The sequence below is a fragment of the bacterium genome (genome assembly GCA_030685015.1).
Lineage (GTDB): Bacteria > CAIWAD01 > CAIWAD01 > CAIWAD01 > CAIWAD01 > CAIWAD01.
Map to the genome: position 1 here is coordinate 14,589 of JAUXWS010000040.1, position 23,626 is coordinate 38,214.

The following is a 23,626-nucleotide window of genomic DNA, read 5'->3' on the forward strand; positions in this document are numbered from 1 at the left end:
GTCCTGCTCTTGGATCGGTGGGGGGAGGATGTCAACAAAAACCAGGCTTCGGGCGGGAACCTGAGCCAGCGCTTTTCCGTTTGGCCGCGCGCTCCCCATGACGCCCTTCGAAGGGCGGGTGGGGGGAGGTGGGAGGGCCCGAAATGTTCTGAATTGGGCGCGAGACAAATGGACGAACCGACGCGGCCGAAGACCATTCAGGTACTCAAGGTACCCAGCCCACTGTCCAGGCAAGGCGCAACACCGCGTCCACATAATCCCAACAATGGTTGTAGCGATGGATGGCCATGCGCCGCTTGTGCTCCGTCAACTTGCCCCGCCAGCCATTCTCCTTTAGATAGCGCCCCACGCTGAACACGGCATCTGGAAACCCGCCCAGGGCGACATGTCCGTCCCCGTCGCCGTCGTCGCCATAGGCCGCCAGACTGGTGGGCATGAACTGGGGCAATCCGATGGCGCCGGCAAAGGAGCAGGGCAGGTCATGCCAGTCCTCCACCGGAATGCTTCGGGCCAGCGTGCGCAGCTCCCGCGCCGCCCAGGCGGCCCGTTTGGCGGCGCGCTTCTCCAGCACCTCGGCCAGTTCCCGACGGGACCTGGTTCCGCCGAAGCGCTGCTCCCGCGCCTCGGCCGTGTCCAGCGCCGCCGGGCTGAGGGCCTCCTCGTGCAGGAGCAGGGTCATGAAGAGGTCGGGGGCGCGGTAGTGGCCCTGATGCTCGCCCAGCCTTGTCTCGATCATGAGGATGGCGGCGATCACCTCCCGCGGCACGCCGTGCCTGTGCTCGGCGGCGGCCAGCAGGTCCCGTTCATCCCGCAGGAAGCGACGCAGTCGATCCACCGTCGCCTCCGTGAAGAAGTGGGAGTAGTCCCCCGAGGATTCGCCATAACTCAGCTTGAGCAGCAGGCGACCCGGGTAGCAGCGCATGGTGTCCAGGCGCAGGCCGGCCACCAGCTCCGCCTCCAGACCCGCCCGCGCCAGGCGGTGGCGCAGCGTATCCTGCTCTGCACGGGTGAAGACGCGGTGGGGCACGGGCGGCAGGGTCGAGGCGGGCGGCTGGTGTGGATCCACCTGGGGCGCGGCCGCCAGTTGGAAGAGGAGCGGCAGAAGCAGCACGGGGACAAGCAGACGCTTCATGAGGCCCATTTCACTTGCTTTTGGTCGCCGGCCGGTGGTCGTCCACCGGAGAGAGCGCATCCAGCTTGGCCAGTCCCACCCCGGCGCAGGCGAGGCCGGCCATCCGCGCGGCCACGGGCAGGGCCTCCTCCACCGGCCAGCCGCGCCCCAGCGTGGCCAGCAGGGCGGCGCCCAGCACGTCGCCACAGCCAGTCGTGTCCCGCACCTGGGACGGTGCCCAGGCCGCCTGTCGACGCAGTCCGGACCCGTCGGCATAGAGCAAGCCGGCGGCCCCCGCCGTCACCACGACCCTTCGGCATCCCGCCTTGCGCAGGCGCAGGACCAGGTCGGCCGCATCCTCCAGGCGACGGGGCGGACGGCCGGTCAGGCTGCCCGCCTCGACCAGGGTCATTTGCAGCAGGTCCAGCTCCTGCACCCAATCGAAGGCGTGCGGCACCTGCCGCAGGCGGCGGGGGCGACCTTCGCGCCAATCCAGGCTCAGCGAGTGCCAGTCCAGTTGCAACCAGCCGCCGGGATGACGCCGCCGCCACTCGTCCCGGAAGGAGCGCCAGGTCTCCAGCGCCACATCCCGGCCCGAGCTGCAGTTGAGCAGGAAACGCGGACAGGCCAGGCCCGGCTCCAGTTGCCCGCCGGCCAGGGGCGGCAGGCGCAGTTCCGCCACTTCAGGCTTGTCGGGCCGGCGGCAATCCAGGGTGATGTGATTGCCCCGGCCCGCCACGGCGCACAGGCCTTCCAGCGCGCAGCCGGTGGTGGCGAACACGGGGGCGTAGTGCGGCGCGTCCTCGGCCGCCAGCCAGGCCAGCGGAAGCAGGCGCTCGCCGGGCATAAGGCGGGCCAGGGCGAGGAGGCTGTAGCACAGCCCGCCGGCGGCCACCGTTGCCTGCGGTGCTTCCGCCAAACCGTGCAGCAGGGTGTCCAGGTTGAAGGTGCCGGCCAGGGCCACGCCGCCCGCGCTGAGCGGATCAGGCGCGATCGTCCTCGTCCCCGTCGCTCCAATCGTCTTCCAGCTCGTCCTCGTCGGGATCGATCAGCTCTTCCTCGTCCGGATCGAAGGGGGCCTCCACGTCGGGATCCCAGATGAGCGGATCGGCCTCCGGCCCCTCCACGTCCGGGTCCTCGTCCTCGTCCGGCTCATAACCGGGACGCCAGCGCTGGCCGGGCGTCTCGCCGCCCCCCAGGCCGAAGTCCTCCTCATCCTCCCGGCCGCGCTTGCGGCCGTCCTCCGCATGCAGGCTTTCCTCGCGCATGGGCATGTCCTCCGGCGCTATGGGTCCAAAGGCTCCCTGGAATTCGCCGCGCGAGCGGAGGTCAAGCCTCACCGGCACCCCGCGCAGGTCGAAGGCCCGCCGCAGGCGGTTCTCCAGGAAGCGCAAGTAATGATGGTCCACATGATCCGGGTGGCTGCAGGCAAACACGATCCAGGGGGGATCGTTCCGCACCTGGCGCACCGCGCTGATGCGCACCCAGCGTCCCCCGTGGGAGGCGGGCGGCCGTCGTTCGATCTCCGGCAGCAGGGCCTGCTCCAGCACGGCGCGGGTCAGCTTCACGCGCTGCCGCTGGTGAAGCTCCCAGGCCAGGTCGAGCAGCCGGCGGGTGCGCTGGCCGGTCAAGGCGGAGATGAAGACCACCTGCACCCAGCCCAGGGTCGGGATCTTCTCCCGCAGCCGCCGCTCGTGGTCGCGGGCCGTGTTGGTCGCCTTGTCCGCCACCAGATCCCACTTGTTGACGGCCAGCAGCACGCCCTTGCGCGCGGCGATCGCCTCCTCCAGCACCTGGATGTCCTGGTGGGTGAGGCCCTCCTCGGCGTCCACGAGCAGGATGCAGACCTCCGCCCCCGTGATGGCGGCCTGGCTGCGCAGGGTGGCATAGAACTCCACATTCTCCTTGACCCGCGTGCGGCGGCGCAGGCCGGCCGTGTCGACCAGCACGTAGCGCCGGCCGTTGTGGCGGACCACGCTGTCAATGGAGTCCCGCGTCGTGCCCGCCACCGGGGTCACCAACACGCGGTCCGCTCCCAGCAGCCGGTTGACGAGACTGGATTTGCCCACGTTGGGACGCCCGATGATGGCCACGCGCAGGTCCCCCTCCAGGCCCGCTCGACCGCCTTCCGGCAGCAGGGCGACGAGGCGGTCGAGCAGGTCGCCGCTCTGGCGGCCGCTGATGGCGGAGACGGGCTGGGGCTCGTCCAGTCCCAGCTTCCAGAACTCGGCGGCCTCCAGCTCCAACCGCTCGTTGTCGGCCTTGTTCGCCACCAACAGACAGGGCTTGCCCTTGTCCCGGATGTGGCGGGCCAGCAGTTGGTCCGTCTCCGTGATGCCGGTGGTGGCATCCACGACCAGGAGCACAAGATCCGCCTCGTCCAGCCCCATCTCCACCTGCTCGCGGATGGCCACGTCGAAGAGGTCGTTGCCCTCGGGCACGAAACCGCCCGTGTCCATGAGCATGAACTCGCGCCCGCCCCAGGCCGCCTCGGCGTAGTGGCGGTCCCGCGTCACACCCGGTTCGTCATGGACAATGGCCTTGCGGGCGTGGATGAGGCGGTTGAAGAGCGTGGACTTGCCCACGTTCGGCCGCCCCAGCACCGCCACGATCGGTTTCGACCTCATGCAAACGTCCTGTGATTGAACCGCGACCCGTCCGTGCCCGGGCCAAGGTAAGGAGTGGAAGACGACATGATCGCGACTTGCCCCGTGCAGTGGATCTGCATTTTCGGGCAAAGGGTGCTTGCATGGTTGGTCGGCAACTGGTAGAATAGGCCCGTCTTTCGACCGATAGCAAAACAGAACACTCACAGCATCAGATGACCCCGGAGGTTGACGATCCCTCGCCTCGTCGCGAGTGACAATAAGCTCCTTCTTTTACTGCTTTACATCCCCACAAAGCAGGTTTTAGGGCACAATCGGAAGGGCTGACCAACCCAGGTCGGCCCTTTCGACTTTTTGGAGCGCAGCTGTGTCATCGCCCCAGCCAACGCTTGCTTGAGCCTGACGACCCCGCGTGTCCCGCAGCTTATCTGCACATGCTGCCACGTTGCGCTGCGACAACTGCGACGACCGGTCGCGGCGGGGGCGCGCATTCCCCAAGGACCCAAGCCCGCTTGGCCGCATGAAGGTGGAAGAGAAAAGGCCCGCATCCATTCAGATGCAGGCCTGTCGATGTTCTATTCATAAATCTTTAGGAGACGCCCTCCAGCTGCTCATCCTCCTCCGCGACCAGGTAGAAGCGGCCGATCTCCACCGGGAAGGCTTCGCCCTGATCGTCCAGCACATGGAAGGATCCCTCCATCGTGCCGAAGGAGGAGCGGATGGGACAGAAACTGGTGTATTCGAAGGATTCGCCCGGCTCGAGCACGGGTTGCTCGCCCACCACCCCGATGCCGTCCACCACCTCCCGGTTGCCATCCGTGTCGATGATCACCCAGTGCCGCGACGCCACCATGACCGTGCGTCGGCCCAGATTCTCGATGAGGATGCGGTAGGCATAGACGTATTGGCTGTTGTCCGGATCCGAGTGTTTGGGCAGATAACGGGGATCCGCCAACACCCGGATCTCCCTGGTCACACGTTCCGACGACTTGTGTCCCATCCTGGCCAGATCCTTTCCGTTCCAGGCGTGTCGCATGGCAGGTCGCGCGTCCGGCGCTTCAAGCACGGACCGCGAACGGGGCCCAAGGAAGGGGCTGGGCCGCTTCAATCCAAGCCCGGATCCTGTTTTTGTTCAGACAGGAATCCCGCCACCCCCTCATGGGATCAGTGGAAGAGCAGGCCGGCGGCGAGCTGGTGGGTCGCGGCCAGGCGCTGCTGGGTGGTCCAGGCGTAATCCAGGGTCAAGGTGCGGCCGCCGGCCAGGGGCAGGCGCAGGCCCAGGCCCAGCGCATGCTGTTCCAGATCCCTCCTGAGGTGCCGGCCGGCGCGCAGCAGCACGCGCTCCTGCCAGGCGTACTCCAGCCCCAGGCGCAGGTTCTGGCGGTTGTCGTTGGGGTGCTCGATCTGCAGGGCGCCATCCAGGCGTTGCAGGCCCTTCCGCCACAGGCGATCGTGCAATCCGGCCCGGAAGACGAGCGGTAGTTGGAATTCGCCTGTCTGCAGATGGGCGGGACGGCCATCGCCGGCCTCCACCAGCAGGTCCTCCCCTGACAGCTGAAGGCGTGGTCCGAAGTTGGCCACCGCCAGGCCCAGGGTCAGGTCGCGCCAACCCGTGTCCAACAGGAGGCCCAGGTCGACGGCGGCCCCTTGCGCCCGCTCGCGGTGGAGATCCTGGCGGATCCAGCGCACCAGACCGCCCCAGGCCAGCCGATCGGTCAGACGGGTGGCGAGACCCAGCCCCAGGGCGATGTCGCCCGCTGAATAGCTCTCGCCGGTGCCGTCGGGCTGCTCCAGGGTGGTGATCTCCTGCTCGGGCACCTGCAGCCAAGCAAGGCCCAGGGTGAGCGTGCTGCGGGCGCTGAGCGGCCGCGAGCCGAGCACCTGGCCCAGGCTGATCTGGGCGAAGCGTCGCTCCTGGGAGAACTCCAGCGAGTTCTCCAGCGAGCCGGCCGGACCGGCCGGATTGATGAGCAGGTTGCCGGCGCCGGCCCAAGCCGGTTGGTGGCCGCCGGGCAGGGCCACCGTGGCTCCCGCCAGGCCCGCCGCGCGCGCGTCGGCCGCCAGCTTGAGGAACGGGGCCCCCGTCGTGCCGGCTCGACGGAAGCCATCGGCCGGCTCCGCCCACACGCAGGCAAGCAGGATGGCGGCGAGAGGAGCCAGTCGCTTCATGGGCCGCCTCATCGGATCACCAGGAAGCGGCCGGTCTGCTCGCGGCCGCGTCGGTCGCTCACATGGAAGACGTAGAGCCCGTAGGCGACGTGTTGCCTGTCGGCGTTGCGCAGGTCCCAGGCCAGCGTGTCGCTGGCGGGGTCGTCATGCTCCAGCGTGCGCACCCAGTCTCCGGCCACCGTGTAGATGCGGAGCGTGCAGGCCCCGGGCAGTCCCGTGAAGTAGAGGCGGTGCCCCCCGCTCCCCGCCTCCGCGACATGGCCCGCCACGTAGGGATCGGGCACAGCCCGCACATGCAGACCCGGCGGCGCCGCGGCGGGAGCGGGCGGATCCGTCCGGAAGGAATAACGCAGACCCTCGCGCAGCGGTTTGTTCGTGAGGATGGTGAAGACGTCGCCGGGGCGGGGCGGCAGGCCCCGCAGGGTGTCGCCCCGTGCGTCCAGCGCCCAGTCGAAGTTGTTCGTCTTCAAGAGCAGCTCCGCGGCGCAGGGGATGGCATCCGATTCGCGCAGGATGAGGGCGTCCGTGTAGGTCTCCCAGCCGCGGCGCTGGCGGCTGCCGGCCAGCCCCCCCGGCGCCAGGTCCCAGCCCAGGGGGCTGAGCAGCTCCAGGTTGGGGAAATAAAGGCGCAGGTCCTCCACCCAGACATGGGCGCTGGCATCCAGCCACTCCCCGCTGTCCACCGGGCGGCGCCAGACACGGATGGGGGCCGGGCTGGGCGGACCGGCCAGGGTCGTGTCGAGCCCCGTGTAGTAGTAGAGGAAGACCGGCAGCGCCGTCTCTTCGCCGGCCAGGGTCACCTCGATGCGCCAGTCGTCCGCCCCCACGACGTACTCGGGATATTCGTTGACCAGGTTCGTCCGCTTCTCCATCCACCAGTCGAAGGTGCAGGGGCTGTCCTCATTCCAGCCCAACGACCTGGACCCGGGCGCCACGTCGCGGATGCCCAGTCGGAAGCCCGCGGTGACGGGCAGCGGCGCTTCGCCCGCCGTCGGCACGCGCTGTCCCTGGAAGACGGTGTCCTGCTCCGCCACGCGGATGAGGTGGAAGCGCGCCACCGAGTCCCCCGCCGCCGGGGCCAGGAACTCCAACAGCCAATCATCGGCGGGCAGCGCCCAGGGGTCCACCACGTCCAGGGTCACGGCGGCGTCGCAGATCCCCGCCTCCGGCTGGAGGATCCGCACACCCTCCACCGGCATCCACTGGTCGCTGGCCACCGCCCCCGGCACGAGGGAGACCGTGTGCAGATCCAGCGGCGAGCGGCCCAGTGGATTCTCCAGGCTGGGCAGGTGCGCGCCCGCGGGCGCATCCTCCTGCCCGGTGCTGTAGGCCGTCACGCAATACCAGGTCTCCCGGCCCTCCACCAGCCCCGTGTCCGTGAAGTGGTGGGCCAGGCCGCTGTCCGTCCCCAGGTGGGTCGGGCCGTTGGGGTCGGGACCGCGGATGCCGTCCACCCGGTCGAAGGTGGCCAGCGGGACCCAGGCCACCCGGCGGCCGTGCGCGTCGGTGATGGGCGCTCCCCAGCTGGCGCCCTGGTCCAGGCTGCGGTAGACGCGGTAGCCCTCGAAATCATCCGCCCCTTCGCTGGGCAGGGCCTCCCACCAGAGGCGCGCCCCGCCGGGCAGGGCCCGGCCCGCCACCCGCGGCATGGGCGGCGCGCCCGGGCCGGCGTAGCGCGTGCGCCAGTACATGTCCCAGGCGGTGGCCAGCTTGTCCCGCAGGTCGTCCAGCCCGGGCTGCCCCGGCGCCTGGCCGCCCTCCCCCAGCAGTACCGTGCAGGCGCTGACCACGCTGTCCCCCGGCGCCAGGCTGAAGGGACCGCTCATGACGAAAAAGTTGAGACGGCTGCCCGCCCCGTAGGCCTGGGTCAGGGTGCCCTCGTCGCAGGCGTCGATCCGGCCCCGCCCATCGGGGGAATGGAAAAAGCTGCCCGGATCGTCCAGCAGGTCCGATTGGGAGCTGATGACGGCCCACTGGCGGGCGTCGGTGTCGGGCCGGCGGTCGGCCTGGAAGTGGTGGAAGTCCGTCACGCCCAGGTGGCGCGGCGTTTCCGTCACCAGCAGGGCGGGAAGGCCGGGCGGCCGCTCGTTGCCGACCCAGGCGCCGTCGTTGCGGGCGTTGACGTCCCAGACGTAGACGACATCGTTGCCGCGGCCGAAGGGCAGACCCAAGTCCGCCGTCGAGAGCAGGCCGATGCGGTCCACGAAATCGAAGTCCGGACGGAAGGCCGCGTAGTAGCCGGCGTAGAGGGAGTCCAGGGTGCGGTCCGAGCGGTTGTGAATCACGCTGCGCCAGCTGAGGTGGTGGTCGGCGTAGGGCCGGCCGTAACTGTAGCCGGATTGGCGCACCTCCAGCCCCAGGGCGCCGCGCGGGTTCTCCCGGTCGTCGAAGACGGCCCAGCTGTCGCCGTCGCTGGTGAACTCGCCCGGCACCTGACGCCGCGGGAAGGCGGGGTTGGGCACGGGCGTGACGTACTCCTCGCGCCAGGCCCCCGGCCAGCCCGCCGCCGGCCAGGTCTCGGGCAGATGCGAGTGGGCCAGGAAGGGGGTGCCGTCGGTGGCGCGCAGGGCGCCGCTGAAGAGGCCGCCCAGGCTGCCCGCCGCCGGCGTCCAGTCGCGCAGGCCGGTGGTGGAGTTCAGGCAGCTCTCCACCACGTTGCCGGGCGCCGCCACCACCAGCCCCAGCCCAAAGGAATAGTGCGTCTCGTCGTTGGCGTCGGAGGGCCAGTGCAGGCTCTGGCTGCCCCACATGTGGTAGTCGCTCATGTTGCCGAAGTTCGAGGCATAGTTGCCCAGCTCGCCACGGTCCTGCACGGCGATGGCGTTGTCCCCCAGCTCGGCCGTGCGGCGCAGGGCGGCCAGCACCTCCTTGCGCGGCACCTGGGGCAGCAGGTCATGGCAGCGCAGGCAGTCCCCGCCGTGGGCGGCCACGGCCAGCAGCGGCAGCAGGACCAACGCGGGCATGCTTCTCACGGGCGCCCTCCTCTCACCAGGACCATTCCACCCCCACCCGCGCCTGGCGCGGCACCTCCACCCGGGAGGGATCGTGCAGGGCGTCCGGCGTGGAGCCGATCAGGCCGCGCGGATCGTGGAAGGGCTTGCCCGTGGCCGGGTAGACCATCACCACGTTGCGCCGGTCCAGCAGGTTCTGCACGGCCAGCCAGGCTTCCAGGCGCCCGCCGCCCCAGTCGCCCGCCCAGCGCAGGGCGGCGTCGCTGCGCAACGTCCAGGGCCGCCGGGCGGAGTTGGTGGGCACCTCGACCCCCACGTCGATGAAGGGCGTGTAGGGGAGGCCGCTGCCAAGCTCGGCCGCCAGCTCCAGCCCCAGGCCGCGGGGCAGGGCCAAGGTCAGGCGGCCCGCCAGGTCGTGCGTCTGCTCGTAGTCCAGCGGGAACTCGTTGAACTCCTCCTCCTCCCCCGCCCGCGCCAGGATGAGGCCGCTCTCCGGCTCGGCGGCGTTGCCGCGCGCGCTCATCCAGGTGTAGTCCAGGCGCAGGTGGCCGGCGCGGCCCAGGGCGCGGCTCCAGCTGAGGTCGATGCCGCGCACGTTGGCATAGTCCGTGTTGTGGTGCACGACCAGCCGGCGCGTGTATTGGATCACCTCGCGGGTGGAGAGCAGGTCGCGCAGATCCTTGTACCAAGCGGCGAGGCCCAGGCGGCCACCCTCCCCCAGGCGCCGGTTGAGGCCCAGCTCCCAGGTGGTGGTGCGCTGCGGCTTGACGCGGGGGTTGCCCACCAGGGGCACGAGGGCGTGGTCCAGCTCCAGCGCCCGGTTGCCATAGAGGGCGGAAAGCGGCGCGAACTGCGTGAACTCGCCCCAGGAGGCGCTCAGCACGGCCTCATCGCCGAAGGGGAAGGCGAGGCCCAGCCGCGGTGAGAGGGACCAGCGGGGATCCACCGGCGTGAAGTCGGCGGGCTCCACGGCGCCCTCCCTCTCCACGAAGGGCTGGAGGGGATCGGGCAGCCAGTCCACGGCGGGATCCTGCCAGTCCAGGCGCAGGCCGGCGTTCACGACGAGGTGGGGGTATTCCAGCTTGTCCTGCAGGAAGAGGGCGCCCTGTAGCGGCCGGGCGTGCACGCGGTCGTCGAAGTACTCGCGGCTGGCCGGTCCGGACCAGACGTTGTGGACGGTGCGCGCCGCCAGGTCGTCCCGGCGCAGGTCCAGGCCCGTCTTCCATTCGTGGTGGGGTCCGGCCTGCCAGGCCGCCTCGGCCCCCAGCCTCCACTGCTCGATCCCACGCCGGGAGAAGGTGGGGGAATGGCCGGCCCGGTAGAAGTCCTGCTCGGCGCGCCAGGTGGGCCGCTCCCACTGGTCCAGGGGCAAGGGCTCGCCCGCTTCGTCCAGCACGCCCCGCCAGGCGTGGTGCCGCTGCCAGGCCAGGCGCAGCGTGCCCATCAGGCGCGGCGTCCAGTTGTGGGTGGCCACCGCCTGCCAGCGGTCCTGGCCCCGCCGCTCGCGGGACTGGTGGGCGGGCAAGTACTTCCAGGCATGCAGGTAGACCATCTCCTCGGCGCGGGTCCGCTCCCAGGAGAGGTCGATCCGCCCCTTCCCCAGCGCCCGCCCCAGGCCCAGGCGCAGATCGCCGGCGCGCAGGTAGCCGTGGGGCAGATGGCTGTCCTCACCCTGGGCGAGCAGGGCGAGGCGCCCCTCCCAGCCGGCGGCCAGCGGTCCGCCCAGACCCACCTGGGCGCGGCCTGGCAGGTCCACGAGAAGCTCTCCCGGCCGCGCCGCGCTCAGATCCCGCCAGGAGCGCTTCCGCCACTCCTCCTCGTCCGCCACGCCGTCGAAGGGATGGGAGCGGCGCCAGGGGGAGGGAAGCAGACCCGCGCTCTCATGCCGGACGAGGAAGGTCGGGCGGGGGGCGCCCTGGCGGGTGACGATGTTGACCACGCCGCTCATGGCGTCGCCGTACTCGGCGTTGAAGGCGCCGGCCACCAGCACCAGCTCCTGGACCTCCTCCTCGTTGAGCAGGCCTTGCCAGGCGCCGCTCCAGGGATCCTGCACCTCCATCCCGTCGATCATGATCTTCAACTCCCCGGCCCGGCCGCCCCGCACGTGCAGCTGCCCCCGCTCGTCGCGGGTCAGTCCCGCCTCCAGGGCGAGCAGGCCGTCCAGGCCGCGCACGGGGCTGTGCTGCAGGGACTCCCCGTCCAGCACGCTGACGCGGGAGCCGCGTTCCAGGGGGCGATCCAGGCGGCGGGCGTGGACGGTCAGCTCGGAGACCAGTTCGCCGGGGGACAGGTCCAGCGCCAGGCGGCAGGTCTCGCCCGACACGATCCAGGCCTCGGCCAGGACCGGCGTGTAGCCCAGGTGGCTGACCCGCACGCGGCGCAGGCCGGGGGGAAGTCCCAGCAGGATGATGGTGCCGTCCAGGTCGGCGGCGGCGCCCATGGTCGGGTCCAGGCAGTGCAGGTGGGCGCCGGCCAGGGCCCGGCCCTCGCCCGTGACGCGCACGACCAGCTTGCCGCCGCCGGCCGCCCGTGCGGGTGTGGCGGCCAGCAGGCCGATGAGGAGGCAGACCAGTGGAATCACGCCCAACCCCGACTTGGCAAGGCAAGCCCCGGGCCGCGGGCGTCCGGGGCCTACCAGGATCAGCGGAGCAGCGAGAGGCGGACGCTGTGATGTCGCGTGCCGTCCTCCGCGCTCAACAGGTAAACGCCGGAGGCCGCCGGCAGGCCGTCGTCGCCCCGGCCGTCCCAGGTCAGGCGATGGTGGCCGGCCGGGAGGGAGCCCGCGGCCAGGGTGCGCACCAGGCGGCCCCGCAGGTCGTGGATGCGGGCGCTCACCCGGGCGGGCGCGGCGAGGGACAGCTCCACCTGCACGGCGGGGTTGAAGGGGTTGGGCCAGGGGGCGCCCAGGGCGAGTCCGGCCGGAACGAGGGGGGCGGGTGCCACGCTGGTCTCAGCCTCCACCAGGACGTCGTCGAAGACGAGATGCCCCGCGAGATCCATGAAATCGAAGTAGTAGACTCCGAAGCCGCCCGTGGCGATGGTGGCGTCCTGCTGGGTGCCATCGGGCAGGGACTGGCCGTCGATGGTGCAGGTGATCTGGTCCCCCTCGAAGGTCATGGCCAGCTCGTGCCAACCTGCCTCGGCGGGATAGAGCGCGCCCAGCTCGGCCATGGTCCAGATCTTGATCGTCTGCATGCTGGCCCCCGGCTGCCAGCGGCGAAGCATGAAGCGCTGGTCGCCCATGCCCGTGTCCACCGACAGGTCGGCGACGAAGGCGTAGAACTCCCAGGCGCTGCCCTCCTCGCCCACGATCTCATGGGCGCGGCCCACGATGCCGCGGAAATGGGTGGTGCCCGGCACGAGGTGGACCTGCGCCGAGACCGTGTAGTCGACCAGCTCCGGCGCATCGACGATGAGGGTGCCCACGCCGCCGCCAGAGAGGTCGTTGCCCAGCTTGCCCACGAAACCGTCGCCGCTGGGGTTGCCGGTCATCCAGTCCACTTCGATCTGGTTGGCCTCGCTGCCCCAGGTGCTGATCCAGGTGAGATCCGGCGTGCCGTCGCTGAAGCCCTCCTGGTAGACCAGCTCGGCCCGGGCCAGTCCCGCCGCCAGCAACATGAGAATCCAAGCTTTCATGTTCTTCCCTTTCCCAGTGGTGTGCCGGGCGCTCAGGGCCGCCAGACCACCGACTGCCGGTGGCGTTGGCTCCCGTCGTCGCCCACGATGACATAGACGCCTCCCGCCGTGCCGGCGGGTCGCCAGGTGACCATCTCCCCCGGCCGGGCCTGCCCCAACCCGGCCACCCGCTGGCCGGCCAGGTTGTAGACGGCCAGGGAGAGGGGCCGGCTGCCTTCTCCCCCCACCTGCACGTGCAGGACAGGATTGAAGGGGTTGGGCCAGCAGGCCAGCGCCGGTCCGCTCGCACGCGGCCGCGGGGCGCCGGGCAGGCTCTCCTCCTGGTCCAGCAGGATGGCCAGCACCTCCGCCAGGGAGGCGGCCCAGGCCGGCTCCCCGTTGACCGCCTCCAGCCCGAAGGAGAGCAGGTCCAACCGGCCGTCCGGGGAGCGCACCCCAGCGGCGCGCTGGGGATCCTCCGCCGCCCAGGTGAAGAGCACCTGACCGCCCGCCGCCTGCAAGGTCTGCGGACTGGTCTGGTTGCCCGCCCCGCCCGATCCCGTCAGCAGGAGATGCAGGTCCGCCACCGCCGGAACGGCGGGATCGCCCCAGACCTGGACCGAGGCCGGCTCCTGGGCCGTCGTCTGCGCGCCCGCCACCTCCGCCAGGAAGGCCGGACTGAGCGCCTGGGCCAGCCGCTGGCCGCTGAGCAGGACCCGGCCGCCGCGGGCGAGGAAGGCGCGCAGGCTGTCCTCCAGCTCGGGTTCGAAGGCCGGTGCCAGGTCCGATCCGGTGAAGAGGATGAGCTGGCTGGCCCTCTGCCAGGGCAGGCCCGCCGCCCCTTCCCAGGCCAGGCGATGCAGCTCGGCGGCGCGCCCCTGGCTGGACAGGGCCTCAACATACCAGCCGAGGTGGCTCCAGTTGTCTGATGAATCTCCCTCCACCAGGAGCAATTCCGTGACACCGCAGGGGGCGGGCAGGGCGCCGCGCCAGAAGAGGTCCGGACCATCGCGCAGCTCGCCTTCCAGCCAGGGATCGGCCAGGCCCTCGCCCGTCCAGGTCAGCTCGACCTCCACCGTGTCCGTCGCCCAGGGCGGCAGGAAGCCGACCGGGACCTGCTCCGTCCACAACTCCAGCCGCGGATCGCTCCCGGCCAGGTGGAGCACGCCGTCGGCCATGGGCAATGCCCCCATGTGCACGGCGACAAGCAGGTGGCCCGCCACGCCAGCGGGCAGGCGCCCCGTCTCCGCCGCGCCCAGCACCTCGAGCCAGGCCTCCTCCTGCAGGACGCGGCCGGCGTGGAGCCGCCCCCCGCCCAGGCCCTGGCCCGGCAGGGGATCGGCCGTCTCGACCAGGCGCGCCAGCACCTGGGCACCCGTCCACTGGGGATGGGTGGATTTGAGGAGAGCGGCCACCCCCGCCGCGATGGGCGTGGCCATGCTGGTGCCGCCCATCATGCCGTAGCCGCCGCCGCGGGTGGTGGAGAGGATCTCCGTGCCCGGCGCCGCGATGTCCACCCAGGGGCCATGGTTGGAGAAGCCGGCCCGCTGGTCGCTGCGATCGGTGGCTCCCACCGCGATCATGTGGGGATAGGCGGCGGGATAGCTGGGCAAGGTCGAGGCCTCGTTGCCAGCGGCGGCCAGCAGCACGACCCCCTGGCCGTGCAGGGCGCTCACGGCGTCCTGCCACATCATGCTGAAACCCGATCCGCCGAAACTCATGGATACGATGTCGGCCCCCGACAGCGCCGCCAGGAGCATGCCCTCCAGCCCGTGGCTGACATAGCCCATGCCGTCGTTGCCCGTGTAGCCCGCCCGGATGGGCAGGATGCGCACGCGCGGCGCCGGCGAGGCGACGCCGATTCCGTTGAAGCCCGTCGCCGCGGCGTCGCCGGCACAGTGGGTGCCGTGGCCGTTGAAATCGTCCGGGTCGTTGTCGGCGGGGGCGCCGTCCTCCCCGGGCCAGAGCTGGTCCGCCGGCAGATTGACCAGATCCCAGCCCACCCCGTCGTCCACGTAGCCGTTGCCGTCGTTGTCCACGCCGTCGAGGTCGGCCGCCGTCCACCAGCCGTCCCCGTCCAGGTCCTCCCCGGGGTTGACGCGGATGCTGGCGGCCAGGTCCTCGTGGTCCCAATCCACGCCCGTGTCGACGATGGCCACCACCACCTCGCGGCTTCCCTGGCTGCGGCGCCAGGCCTCCGGCGCGCCGATGCGGGCCAGGTGCCACTGGGCGCGCAGGGCGGGATCGTCCGCCGACCAGGCGCCGGTGCGCAGCAGGGGGACGGGCTCGGCCCGTCGCACGGCGGGATGCCGGCGCAGGCGCTCCAGCAAGGCGGGATCGTCGTCCCGGGGACGTGCGCGGCGCCAGCCCGCAAAGCCCAGCTTGTCCAGCAGGACCGGCGCGATGAGCGGCTCGATGGCCAGGCCGGGGAAGTCCGCGGCGAGGGAGGCCTCCCGGCCGGGATCGAGCTCCAGATAGAGGTCGGGGCTCCAGGGCGGGGCGCACCAGCCGGCGGCGGTCGCGGCCAGCAGGCCAAGCAGGGCCAGGTCAATGCGTCGCAATGGTGCCCTCCTCGCCCTGGGCCAGACGCAGCACGTCCTGGGGAGCCCAGCCGACCAATCCTTCCCGTTCCAGCCTGAGCCAGATGCGGCCCGTCTCGTCGGTGACGCGCTCCGCCACCCGGGCGCTCTCGTGTTCGCCCAGCTTGCCCACGAAGGCGCCGCCCGGCTCGTCCAGGAGCGGCATGTCGCCCGCCATCGTCTGGACCTGGCGGCCCACCCAGCCGGGGGCGGGCAGGATGCCACCCTCCGGCCGGCCGCCCCCGCAACCCAGCAACAGCAGCATCAGGATCAGCAGGGGCCATCCCCTTCTCCGCTCGCGCATGACAGGTCCTTTCCTCAGTGCCTGGGAGGCGCCGGTCCGGTCTTCCCTTTCCGCCGCTCCTCCCCTCTCATCCATGGAATTCGTTGAGCCGCATCAGCTCGTCCGGCTTGACGGGCACGGCGCCCAGTTCGCCGCAGACCTGCGCCGCGCACAGGCTGGCGAAGCGGCCGGCCGTGGAGAGCTTGTAGCCCTGGACGCGGGCCAGCACCAGGGCGGCGATCACCGTGTCGCCGGCGCCGGACACGTCGACAATGGCGCTGCGCAGGGCGGGCAAGTGGGTGAGGCGTCCCTCCCCGTCGAGCAGGGACATGCCCTGGGCGCCCCGCGTCACCACCAGCTCCCGGCCGCCGCTGCGGGCCAGGAAGTCGCGCAGGAAGGTCTCCCACTCCGCCTCGCCGGCCGCCCCGCGGCCCAGGGCGCCCAGGAACTCCTTCTGGTTGGGCTTGAAGAGGTCGACGGCCCCGTAGGCGTGGAAGTTGGCCTGCTTGGGGTCCACCGCACTGAGGACGCCGGCGGCGCGGGCCGCCTCGCGCAGGGCGCCGATCAGCTCCGGTTCGAGCACGCCCTTGTCGTAATCCTCGCAGATGAAGGCGTCCAGGCCGGGGAGGGCGGCCAGCATGCGTTCGAGCAGTTCCTGGCGCAGGGCGGGACGCAGGGGCTCGGCCCGCTCCTCGTCGATGCGCACGACGTGCTGCTCGTGGGCGATGATGCGCGTCTTGGCGGTGGTGGGGCGCTCCTCGTCGCGCAGGATGCCCTGGGTGGAGATGCCCGCCTCCCGCAGGAGGGCCAGCACCAGCTCGCCGGCGGGGTCGCCGCCCACCACCCCGAAGGGCAACACCTCCGCCCCCAGGGCGCGCAGGTTGTGGACCACGTTGGCGCTGCCGCCCAGGCTGTGGCTGCGCCGGGCCACCGTCACCACCGGCACCGGCGCCTCGGGACTGATCCGCTCCACCCGGCCCCATAAGTAGCGGTCCAGCATGAGATCGCCCACCACGGCCACGCGCTTGCCCATGCAGCCGGCCAGGATCCTGTCCAGATCAGGCAGAAGCATCGCGCTCCATCTCTCTTCTTCTTGCCGCCCGTGTCTGTCTCATGGCATGGACCGGCTTACGATCGGATCCTCCCGCCCTCACGCATGACCAACAACGAGCAGGGTTCGATATCGATATCGATATCGGTATCGGGGCTATCAATACCACCCGGCCTCATAAGTAGCGGTCCAGCATGAGATCGCCCACCACGGCCACGCGCTTGCCCGCGTAGCTGGCCAGGATCTTGTCCAGATCAGGCAGAAGCATCGCGCTCCATCTCTCTTCTTCTTGCCGCCTGTGACGGTCCCATGGCGCGCATTGACTTACGATAGGATTCTCTTGCCGTCAAGCATGATCAACTCGAGAAGGAATCGATCCCGATAGCGATCCCGATAGCGATCCCGATAGCGATCCCGATAGCGATCCCGATAGCGATCCCGATAACGATCCCGATAGCGATCCCGATAGCGATCCCGATAGCGATCCCGATAGCGATCCCAATAGCGATCCCGATAACGATCCCGATAGCGATCCCGCTAGCGATCCCGCTAGCGATCCCGATAGCGATCCCGATAGGATTGCCAGGGGATCAGACGTCGCGTTCAAATGACGCCACGGTCTCCACGTGGAAGGTGTGGGGGAACATGTCCACCGGACTGAGCCGCGTGGCGTTGTAACCACCCGCAGCCAGCAGCGCCGCGTCGCGGGCCTGGGTGGCGGGATTGCAGCTGACGTAGACGATGCGGCGCGGAGCCAGCTCCAGCAGCGGCGGCACCACCTTGGGATGGAGCCCGCCCCGGGGCGGATCCACCACCACCGTGTCCGGGCGGGGCAGGCGGCCCTGGCGCAGAAGCTCCAGCACGTCGCCGGCGTGGAAGTCCACCCGGTCGGACAGGCCGTTCAGGGCGGCGGCCCGCCGGGCCGAGGCCACCGCCTCGGGCACCAGCTCCACGCCGGTGACATGGCGCGCCCGTCCGGCCAGGAGCAGGGCGATCGCCCCCGTGCCGCAATAGAGGTCCAGCAGCTCGCCCGGCGCCTCGCCCAGATGGTCGGCGGCCAGGGCGAAGAGGCGCTCCGCCTGCTCGGTGTTGGTCTGGAAGAAGGCCGGGGGCTCCAGCTCGAAGAGCAGGCCGCCCAGGCGCTCCCGCAGCAGGCCGTCGCCGTGCAGGACGCGGTCGAGGCGGCCGGTGGCCACTTGGCCCTGCCCCTCCTGCACGGTGTTGACAATGGTGGAAATCAGCCCGGGATGGCGCTCCAGCAGGTCCGCCGCCAGCCGGGCGGCCCGCTCGTCCCCGGCGCGGGACGTCACCAGATTGACCATGCGCTCCCCAGTGCGCCGGCTCTCCCGGATGACGACGAAGCGCCAGTAGCCCGTGTGGCCGCGCCAGTGCCAGACCGCCTCGCGGCCGCCGCCCTGGTCGGCCACGAAGCGACGGATGGTGGCCAGCAGGGGCGCTGTCCACTCCGTTTGGAGGTGGCACTCTGTCAGGTTGAAGACCTTGCTGTGGATGCCCGGCACGTGCTGGCCCAGGCCAAACTCGCCCTCCGCCTCCGCCGCCCGGTCGGACAGCCAGGGCAGGTCGGAGAAGCCGAACTCCATCTTGTTGCGGTAGTGGAAGAGCGAGGGGGCAGGCAGGATGGGATCCACCCGCGGCGGCAGGCCGCCGCCGATGCGTCGCCAGGCCTCCACGGCCATGCTCTCCTTCGCGCGCAGCTGGGCCGGGTAGTCCAGGGTCTGCAGGGGACAGCCGCCGCAGACGGCCTGGTGGCCGCAGCGGGCCTCCACCCGGTCCGGCGAAGCCTCCACCAGGCGGCGCAGGCGGGCCTCGGCGTGGCGCCGCCGGCCGCGCAGCGTCTCCACCTCCACCCGGTCCCCCGGCAGGGCGCCGCGCACGAAGACCACCTTGCCCGAGGCCAGGCGCCCCACCCCCAGTCCACCGTGGGCCACGCCCTCGATGCGCACCAGCTCCCCCGGCCTGTCCGGGTCGGATCCGGCGGGCTCCATCATCCCTGGGCCGGCTCGTCGGCGGCGGGCTGGGGCTGACCTTCCGCCACGTCCATGGCCGGCGCGGCGGGGCGGTCCTCCACGAAGGCGAGTTCGCCCTCGCGCACCGTCACCACCACCGTGCCGCCCGCCGTGAAGCTGCCTTTCAGCACCTCCTCGGCGATGGGGTCCTCGATGCGGCGCTCGATGATGCGGCGCAGCGGCCGCACGCCCGTGGACGGGGACCACCCCTCCTCGACGAGCAGCTCGATGGCCTCCTCGCTCAGGGTGATCTGGAAACCGCGGGTGCCCAGCCGCCGGCGCACGTCCTCCATCATCAGGCGGACGATGCGGGTGACAGTCGGGCGGTCCAGGGTGCGGAAGACGATGAGGTCGTCGATGCGGTTGAGGAATTCGGGCCGGAAGTGGCGCTTGACCTCCTTCATGATGTCGGCCCGCATGCTCTCGTAGCCGGGCATGGCGCCGCCCGTGCCGCCGAAGCCGATGGCCGACTCATTGGTCAGCTCGCGCGTGCCCATGTTGGAGGTCATGATGATGATCGTGTTGCGGAAGTCCACCTTGCGGCCGGTGGAGTCGGTCAGGCGCCCGTCGTCCAGCACCTGCAGGAGCAGGTTGAAGACCTCGGGGTGGGCCTTCTCCACCTCGTCCAGCAGCACGATGGAGTAGGGGCGGCGGCGCACCTTCTCCGTCAGCTGGCCCCCCTCCTCGAAGCCCACGTAGCCGGGCGGCGCGCCGATGAGGCGGCTCACGGCGAACTTCTCCATGTACTCGCTCATGTCGACGCGGATGAGGGCGTGCTCGTCGCCGAAGAGCACCTCGGCCAGCACCTTGGCAAGCTCCGTCTTGCCGATGCCGGTGGGACCCAGGAAGAGGTAGCTGCCGATGGGCCGCTCCGCGCTCTTGAAGCCGGCCCGGCTGCGGCGGATGCCCCGGCAGAGGCGGTCGATGGCGTCCTCCTGCCCGATGATGCGGCGGCCCAGCGCCTCGTGCAGCTTGAGCAGGCGGCCGGATTCGTCCAGCGTGACGCGCTCGACGGGAATGCCCGTCATCTGGCTGACCACGTGGGCCACGTCCTCGGGCCCCACCTCCACGGCGCAGGCGGTGCGCTCCTTCTCCCACTCCTCGCGGGCGGCGCGCAGCTCGGTCTCGCACTTCAACTTTTGGTCGCGGATCTCGGCGGCCTTCTCGTAGTTCTGTTGCTCGACCATGGTTTCCTTCTCGTGGGTGAGCTGCTCGATGCGCTCCTCCAGCTCGAGCAGGCGCTCGGGCACGACGATGTGGTTGAGGTGGATGCGGCTGCCCGTCTCGTCCAGGACGTCGATGGCCTTGTCGGGCAGCATGCGGTCGCTGATGTAGCGGTCGGAGAGGATGACCGCCTGGTGGATGGCCTCGTCCGTGTAGCGGATGCCGTGGTGCTCCTCGTACTTGGCCTTGAGGCCCATCAAGATGCCCACCGTCTCCTCCACGCTGGTGGGCTCCACCATGATTTTCTGGAAGCGGCGCTCGAGGGCCCCGTCCTTCTCGATGTACTGGCGGTATTCGTCCAGGGTGGTGGCGCCGATGCACTGCACCTCGCCGCGGGCGAGGGCCGGCTTGAACATGTTGGAGGCGTCCAGGCTGCCGCTGGCGCTGCCGGCGCCCACGATGGTGTGCAGCTCGTCCAGGAAGACGATGATGTTGCGGTGCTTCTCCAGCTCCGCCATCACGCTCTTGATGCGCTCCTCGAACTGGCCGCGGTACTTGGTGCCGGCCACGAGGGCGCCCAGGTCGAGGGCGACGACGCGCTTGTCGTAGAGGATGCGGCTCACCTTGCGCTCGATGATGCGCAGGGCGAGACCCTCGGCGATGGCCGTCTTGCCCACGCCCGGGTCGCCGATGAGGACCGGATTGTTCTTCTTGCGCCGGGAGAGGATCTGGGCCACGCGCTGGATCTCCCGCTCGCGGCCGATGATGGGGTCCAGCTTGCCCTCGCGGGCCATCTGCGTCAGGTCGCGTCCGAAGTGGTCCAGGGCGGGGGTCTTGCTCTTGGGCGCGCCCGGCTTCCCCTCGACGACGGGGGGCGCCGCGCCCGAGATGCCCTCCACCTGCTCGCGGATCGTCGTGTAGCTGATGCCGAAACTGCCCAGCACCTGGCCGGCCACGCCGTCGTCCTCCTTGGCGATGGCGAGGAGGAGGTGCTCCGTGCCCACCTGCTCGGCGTTGAAGCTGCGCCCCTCGAGGAAGGTGGCCTTGAGCACGCGCTCCGCCTTCTTGGTGAAGGGGATGTTGCCGATCTTCATCAGGTTTTCGTTGGATTCGACCCTTTCCAGGATGCGCTCGCGCACCAGCGGGGGGTCGGCGTCCAGATTCTGCAGGATCTGGATGGCGGTTCCCTCCCCCAGCTTGATGATGCCAAGCAGGATATGCTCGGTGCCGATGTTGTCGTGGCCCAGGCTGAGCGCCTCCTCGCGGGAGAACTGGATCACCTTCTGCACATGGGCCGAAAACTTGCTGTTCATGCCACTTCCTTTCTGGGCGCGGGTAGCGGAAGATAACACTCAGGGGACCGGCTGGCCGCCCTCCCGTCCTCCAGCCAACTGGCGGGCCAACGCTGCGGCCGACTCCACCTCCGCCAGGCAGTGGCTCGGACCGCAGAGGCGCGCCCGGGACCGGGCTCCCTGGCGCGGCGCGAGCAGCAGCCCGGGCAGGAAGCATCCCTCCAGGCCGCGCAGCAGCTCCTGGCGCGCCGCCTCGTCGGGTCCTTCCACCTCCAGCAGGCGGGCGCGGCCGCCGTCCAGCAGGTCCGCCAGGAGCATGGCCTGCCCGCCGCCCAGGGAGCCCCGCGCCGCCAGGCCCGCCACCAGGCGCGCCGCCCGCTCCTGGAAGTCCGGCCGATCCAACAGCCGGCCGAGACGCAAGAGATTGCCTGCCGCCATGGAGTTGCCGCAGGGCAGGGCTCCGTCGTGCTCCTCCACCGGGCGCTGGGGCAGGTCCGAGGGCGCCCGGCACATGCGGTAGAGCTCCAGGCCGGGATCCCAGAAGAGGCGGTCCTGCTCCTCCTGGAGGGCGGCCGCCTCGCCCAGCCAATCCCGCCCGCCCGTTTCCGCCTCCGCCAGGCCCAGCAGGCCGCGCACAAGGAAGGCGTGGTCGTCGAGCAGGGCGGGGATGCCCGCCTGTCCGGGCCGTCGGCAGTGGAGCAGCCCCTCTCCCCCGCGCCAGCCGTCCAGCAGGAATTGGGCGGCCCGGCGGGCGGCCGCCAGCCAGTCCGGGCGCGCCAGCTGGCGTCCACCCCGGGCCAGCGCCGCGATCATCAGGCCGTTCCAGTCGGTCAGCACCTTGTGGTCGCGGGCAGGGCGCGCGCGGCCGCTACGCAGCTCCAGCAGGAGCCGCCGCAGTCCATCCCGGCGCCGCAGGAAGTCCTCCGGTGCCAGTCCCAGGCTGTGGGCCGCCAGCGCGGGCGCTCGGCCGGGATGCAGGACGTTGCGGCCGCGGAATCCCGCCCCGCCCTCCGGCGGCCAGTTGCCCTCCTCGCCCAGGCTCCAGGCCGCGGCGGCCAGCGCCAGATCCTCGGGCGACAGCCTGTCCCGCAAATCCTGCCAGTCCCAGACGTAGTAGCGCCCCTCCTCGCCCTCGCTGTCCGCGTCCTCGGCGCTGTGGAAGCCGCCGCCCTCGTCAACCAGGTCCCGCACGACGTAGTCCAGGGTCTCGCCCAGCGCCTCCTCCAGCTCGTCTGCTTCGGCGGCCAGCCGGGCGGCCTCCGCTCCGTCCAAGCCAGCCAGGGCGCTCGCCGCGGCGGCTCCATCGGCCAGGGCCAGGGCCAGCATGGCCTGGTCGTAGAGCATCTTCTCGAAGTGGGGGATGCGCCAGGCGGCGTCGGTGGAGTAGCGGTGGAAGCCGCCTGCCAGCTGGTCGCGCAGGGCGCCCCGACTCATGGCGAGCAGGGTGTGGAGGGCCATGGCCAACCAGCGGCCTCCCTCATCCGGGCGCGGCGCCTGCCTCTCCTCGTCCCAACCAGCGCGCAGCAGGAGGAGCAGGGTATGGGGCGAGGGGAACTTGGGCGCGCCGCCGAAGCCCCCATGCCGGGCGTCGTAACGGGCGGCCAAGTGCCGGCAGGCCTCGGTCGCGGCGGCTTCGGCCAGGGACCTCAACTCCACCGCGCCATCATCGCCCCGGCCGCGCCGGGTCGGGCCATGCCAGGCGGCGAGGGACTCGCCCAGCTCGCCCGCCAGGGTCTCCAAGCGCCCCCGCTCTTCGGCCCAGAGACGGCTCAGCTCGGCGCAAAGGCGGTCCACGCCCGGCCGGCCACCGCGGCTGCGCGGCGGGAAGTAGGTGCCGGCATGGAAGGGCAGGCGCCCGGGGGTCAGGAGCACGGTGAGCGGCCAGCCGCCGGAGCCGGTGAGGGCCTGGCAGACGCCCATGTAGAGGTGGTCCAGGTCGGGCCGCTCCTCGCGGTCCACCTTGACGCAGACAAAGGTCTGGTTGAGCAGGCGGGCGATGGCGGGGTCGGCGAAGGACTCGCGCTCCATCACATGGCACCAGTGGCAGGCGGCGTAGCCCACCGATAGAAAGACCGGCACATCGCGCCGCCGCGCCTCGGCGAAGGCCTCGTCGCCCCAGGGAAACCAGTCCACGGGATTGTGGGCATGCTGGCGCAGGTAAGGGCTGGCCTCCGCGGCCAGGCGGTTGTCGGGGAAGTCGCTCACTGGGTCCTTTCCTTGGCACGGGTTGGGTCGTGCTGGCGGCAAGATAGGGGTGGCGGCGGGGGGCTGTGTCGGCCAAAGGTCAGGGGGAATCGACTGGATCTTATCTGAGGTCGGCGGCGAACAGGTGTCTGACATCACGGACAGGTGTCCGACCATGGGTCGGACACCTTGGCAGTTGTTGCCTCCTGGATGTACTGCCCTCCGCCAGGACAGCCGGCGACGAATGCGTCTCGCCAGAGCCGGAGAACCTGCCGGCGGGCGGGTGTCGAGCCGGGCAGGCGAGTTGTCACCCCATGTGGGGAGGTGGCCGGGTGGTGTCTGCACCTGCGATCAGGTGTCCGACCCATGGTCGGACACTTCGGCAAGGATTGCCGCCCCATGTGGATAACCCGCCAGGCCGTGTCAAACAGGGGACAGGCAGCGGACAGTCCACAGACTGTCCATGGCGGTCGGACCAACATCTGACCACTGACCACCGACCACCGACCACTGCCCTACCTCAGCAGCGTCACCGTCCTCGTCTGCGCCCGCCCCGCCGCCTCCAGCGTGACCAGGTAGACGCCGCTGGCCAGG

At 70.8% G+C, this 23,626-nt stretch carries 14 protein-coding genes; all 14 read right to left on the minus strand.

From position 1 onward, the window contains the following. Positions 1-205: 205 nt before the first annotated feature. Entirely contained in the window at positions 206-1,132 is a 927-nt protein-coding gene (locus tag Q8O14_04625) for a lytic murein transglycosylase (GenBank protein MDP2360023.1), read from the minus strand. Between the two features lie 10 nt (positions 1,133-1,142). Further along, entirely contained in the window at positions 1,143-2,075 is a 933-nt protein-coding gene (locus Q8O14_04630) for a PfkB family carbohydrate kinase (GenBank protein MDP2360024.1), read from the minus strand. 19 nt (positions 2,076-2,094) lie between these two features. Next, positions 2,095-3,738 carry a ribosome biogenesis GTPase Der gene (gene der, locus Q8O14_04635; GenBank protein MDP2360025.1) on the minus strand — a complete coding sequence of 548 codons (1,644 nt, stop codon included), beginning with the start codon at positions 3,736-3,738 and terminating at the stop codon, positions 2,095-2,097. A gap of 568 nt (positions 3,739-4,306) precedes the next feature. Further along, the gene (gene apaG / locus Q8O14_04640) at positions 4,307-4,717 is read right to left on the minus strand and encodes a Co2+/Mg2+ efflux protein ApaG (protein MDP2360026.1); all 411 of its coding nucleotides are present in this window, start codon (positions 4,715-4,717) and stop codon (positions 4,307-4,309) included. 164 nt (positions 4,718-4,881) lie between these two features. Beyond that, positions 4,882-5,886 carry a PorV/PorQ family protein gene (locus Q8O14_04645; protein ID MDP2360027.1) on the minus strand — a complete coding sequence of 335 codons (1,005 nt, stop codon included), beginning with the start codon at positions 5,884-5,886 and terminating at the stop codon, positions 4,882-4,884. Between the two features lie 8 nt (positions 5,887-5,894). Continuing rightward, complete coding sequence (locus Q8O14_04650) at positions 5,895-8,858, minus strand: hypothetical protein (GenBank protein MDP2360028.1); 2,964 nt, start codon at positions 8,856-8,858, stop codon at positions 5,895-5,897. Positions 8,859-8,871: 13 nt separating this feature from the next. Beyond that, positions 8,872-11,418, minus strand: coding sequence for a TonB-dependent receptor (locus Q8O14_04655; GenBank protein MDP2360029.1), 2,547 nt, complete (start codon positions 11,416-11,418; stop codon positions 8,872-8,874). Positions 11,419-11,477: 59 nt separating this feature from the next. Continuing rightward, positions 11,478-12,473, minus strand: coding sequence for a FlgD immunoglobulin-like domain containing protein (locus Q8O14_04660; protein ID MDP2360030.1), 996 nt, complete (start codon positions 12,471-12,473; stop codon positions 11,478-11,480). Positions 12,474-12,505: 32 nt separating this feature from the next. After that, positions 12,506-15,013 (minus strand): S8 family peptidase, encoded by a 2,508-nt coding sequence (locus Q8O14_04665; protein ID MDP2360031.1) that lies wholly within the window; start codon positions 15,011-15,013, stop codon positions 12,506-12,508. Next, positions 15,000-15,335: a hypothetical protein gene (locus Q8O14_04670; protein MDP2360032.1), complete on the minus strand. Its 336-nt coding sequence runs from the start codon at positions 15,333-15,335 to the stop codon at positions 15,000-15,002. The genes Q8O14_04665 and Q8O14_04670 overlap by 14 nt, the downstream gene beginning before the upstream one ends. A 67-nt stretch (positions 15,336-15,402) precedes the next feature. Beyond that, positions 15,403-16,386: a bifunctional ADP-heptose synthase gene (locus Q8O14_04675; GenBank protein ID MDP2360033.1), complete on the minus strand. Its 984-nt coding sequence runs from the start codon at positions 16,384-16,386 to the stop codon at positions 15,403-15,405. A 569-nt stretch (positions 16,387-16,955) separates the two neighbouring features. Next, positions 16,956-18,374 carry a 23S rRNA (uracil(1939)-C(5))-methyltransferase RlmD gene (gene rlmD, locus Q8O14_04680; protein ID MDP2360034.1) on the minus strand — a complete coding sequence of 473 codons (1,419 nt, stop codon included), beginning with the start codon at positions 18,372-18,374 and terminating at the stop codon, positions 16,956-16,958. Next, positions 18,371-20,869 carry an ATP-dependent Clp protease ATP-binding subunit gene (locus Q8O14_04685; protein ID MDP2360035.1) on the minus strand — a complete coding sequence of 833 codons (2,499 nt, stop codon included), beginning with the start codon at positions 20,867-20,869 and terminating at the stop codon, positions 18,371-18,373. The genes rlmD and Q8O14_04685 overlap by 4 nt, the downstream gene beginning before the upstream one ends. Positions 20,870-20,908: 39 nt before the next feature. Continuing rightward, on the minus strand, positions 20,909-23,053 hold the full coding sequence (locus tag Q8O14_04690) for a thioredoxin domain-containing protein (GenBank protein ID MDP2360036.1): 2,145 nt from the start codon (positions 23,051-23,053) through the stop codon (positions 20,909-20,911). Positions 23,054-23,626: the final 573 nt, after the last annotated feature.

Bases quoted from the DNA above. Each gene is read 5' to 3' on its own strand.
- Q8O14_04625 (MDP2360023.1), bottom strand. From the start codon at position 1,132: ATGAAGCGTCTGCTTGTCCCCGTGCTGCTTCTGCCGCTCCTCTTCCAA.
- Q8O14_04675 (MDP2360033.1), bottom strand. From the start codon at position 16,386: ATGCTTCTGCCTGATCTGGACAGGATCCTGGCCGGCTGCATGGGCAAG.
- Q8O14_04670 (MDP2360032.1), bottom strand. From the start codon at position 15,335: ATGCGCGAGCGGAGAAGGGGATGGCCCCTGCTGATCCTGATGCTGCTG.
- Q8O14_04685 (MDP2360035.1), bottom strand. From the start codon at position 20,869: ATGAACAGCAAGTTTTCGGCCCATGTGCAGAAGGTGATCCAGTTCTCC.
- Q8O14_04645 (MDP2360027.1), bottom strand. From the start codon at position 5,886: ATGAAGCGACTGGCTCCTCTCGCCGCCATCCTGCTTGCCTGCGTGTGG.
- rlmD (MDP2360034.1), bottom strand. From the start codon at position 18,374: ATGATGGAGCCCGCCGGATCCGACCCGGACAGGCCGGGGGAGCTGGTG.
- Q8O14_04660 (MDP2360030.1), bottom strand. From the start codon at position 12,473: ATGAAAGCTTGGATTCTCATGTTGCTGGCGGCGGGACTGGCCCGGGCC.
- der (MDP2360025.1), bottom strand. From the start codon at position 3,738: ATGAGGTCGAAACCGATCGTGGCGGTGCTGGGGCGGCCGAACGTGGGC.
- apaG (MDP2360026.1), bottom strand. From the start codon at position 4,717: ATGGGACACAAGTCGTCGGAACGTGTGACCAGGGAGATCCGGGTGTTG.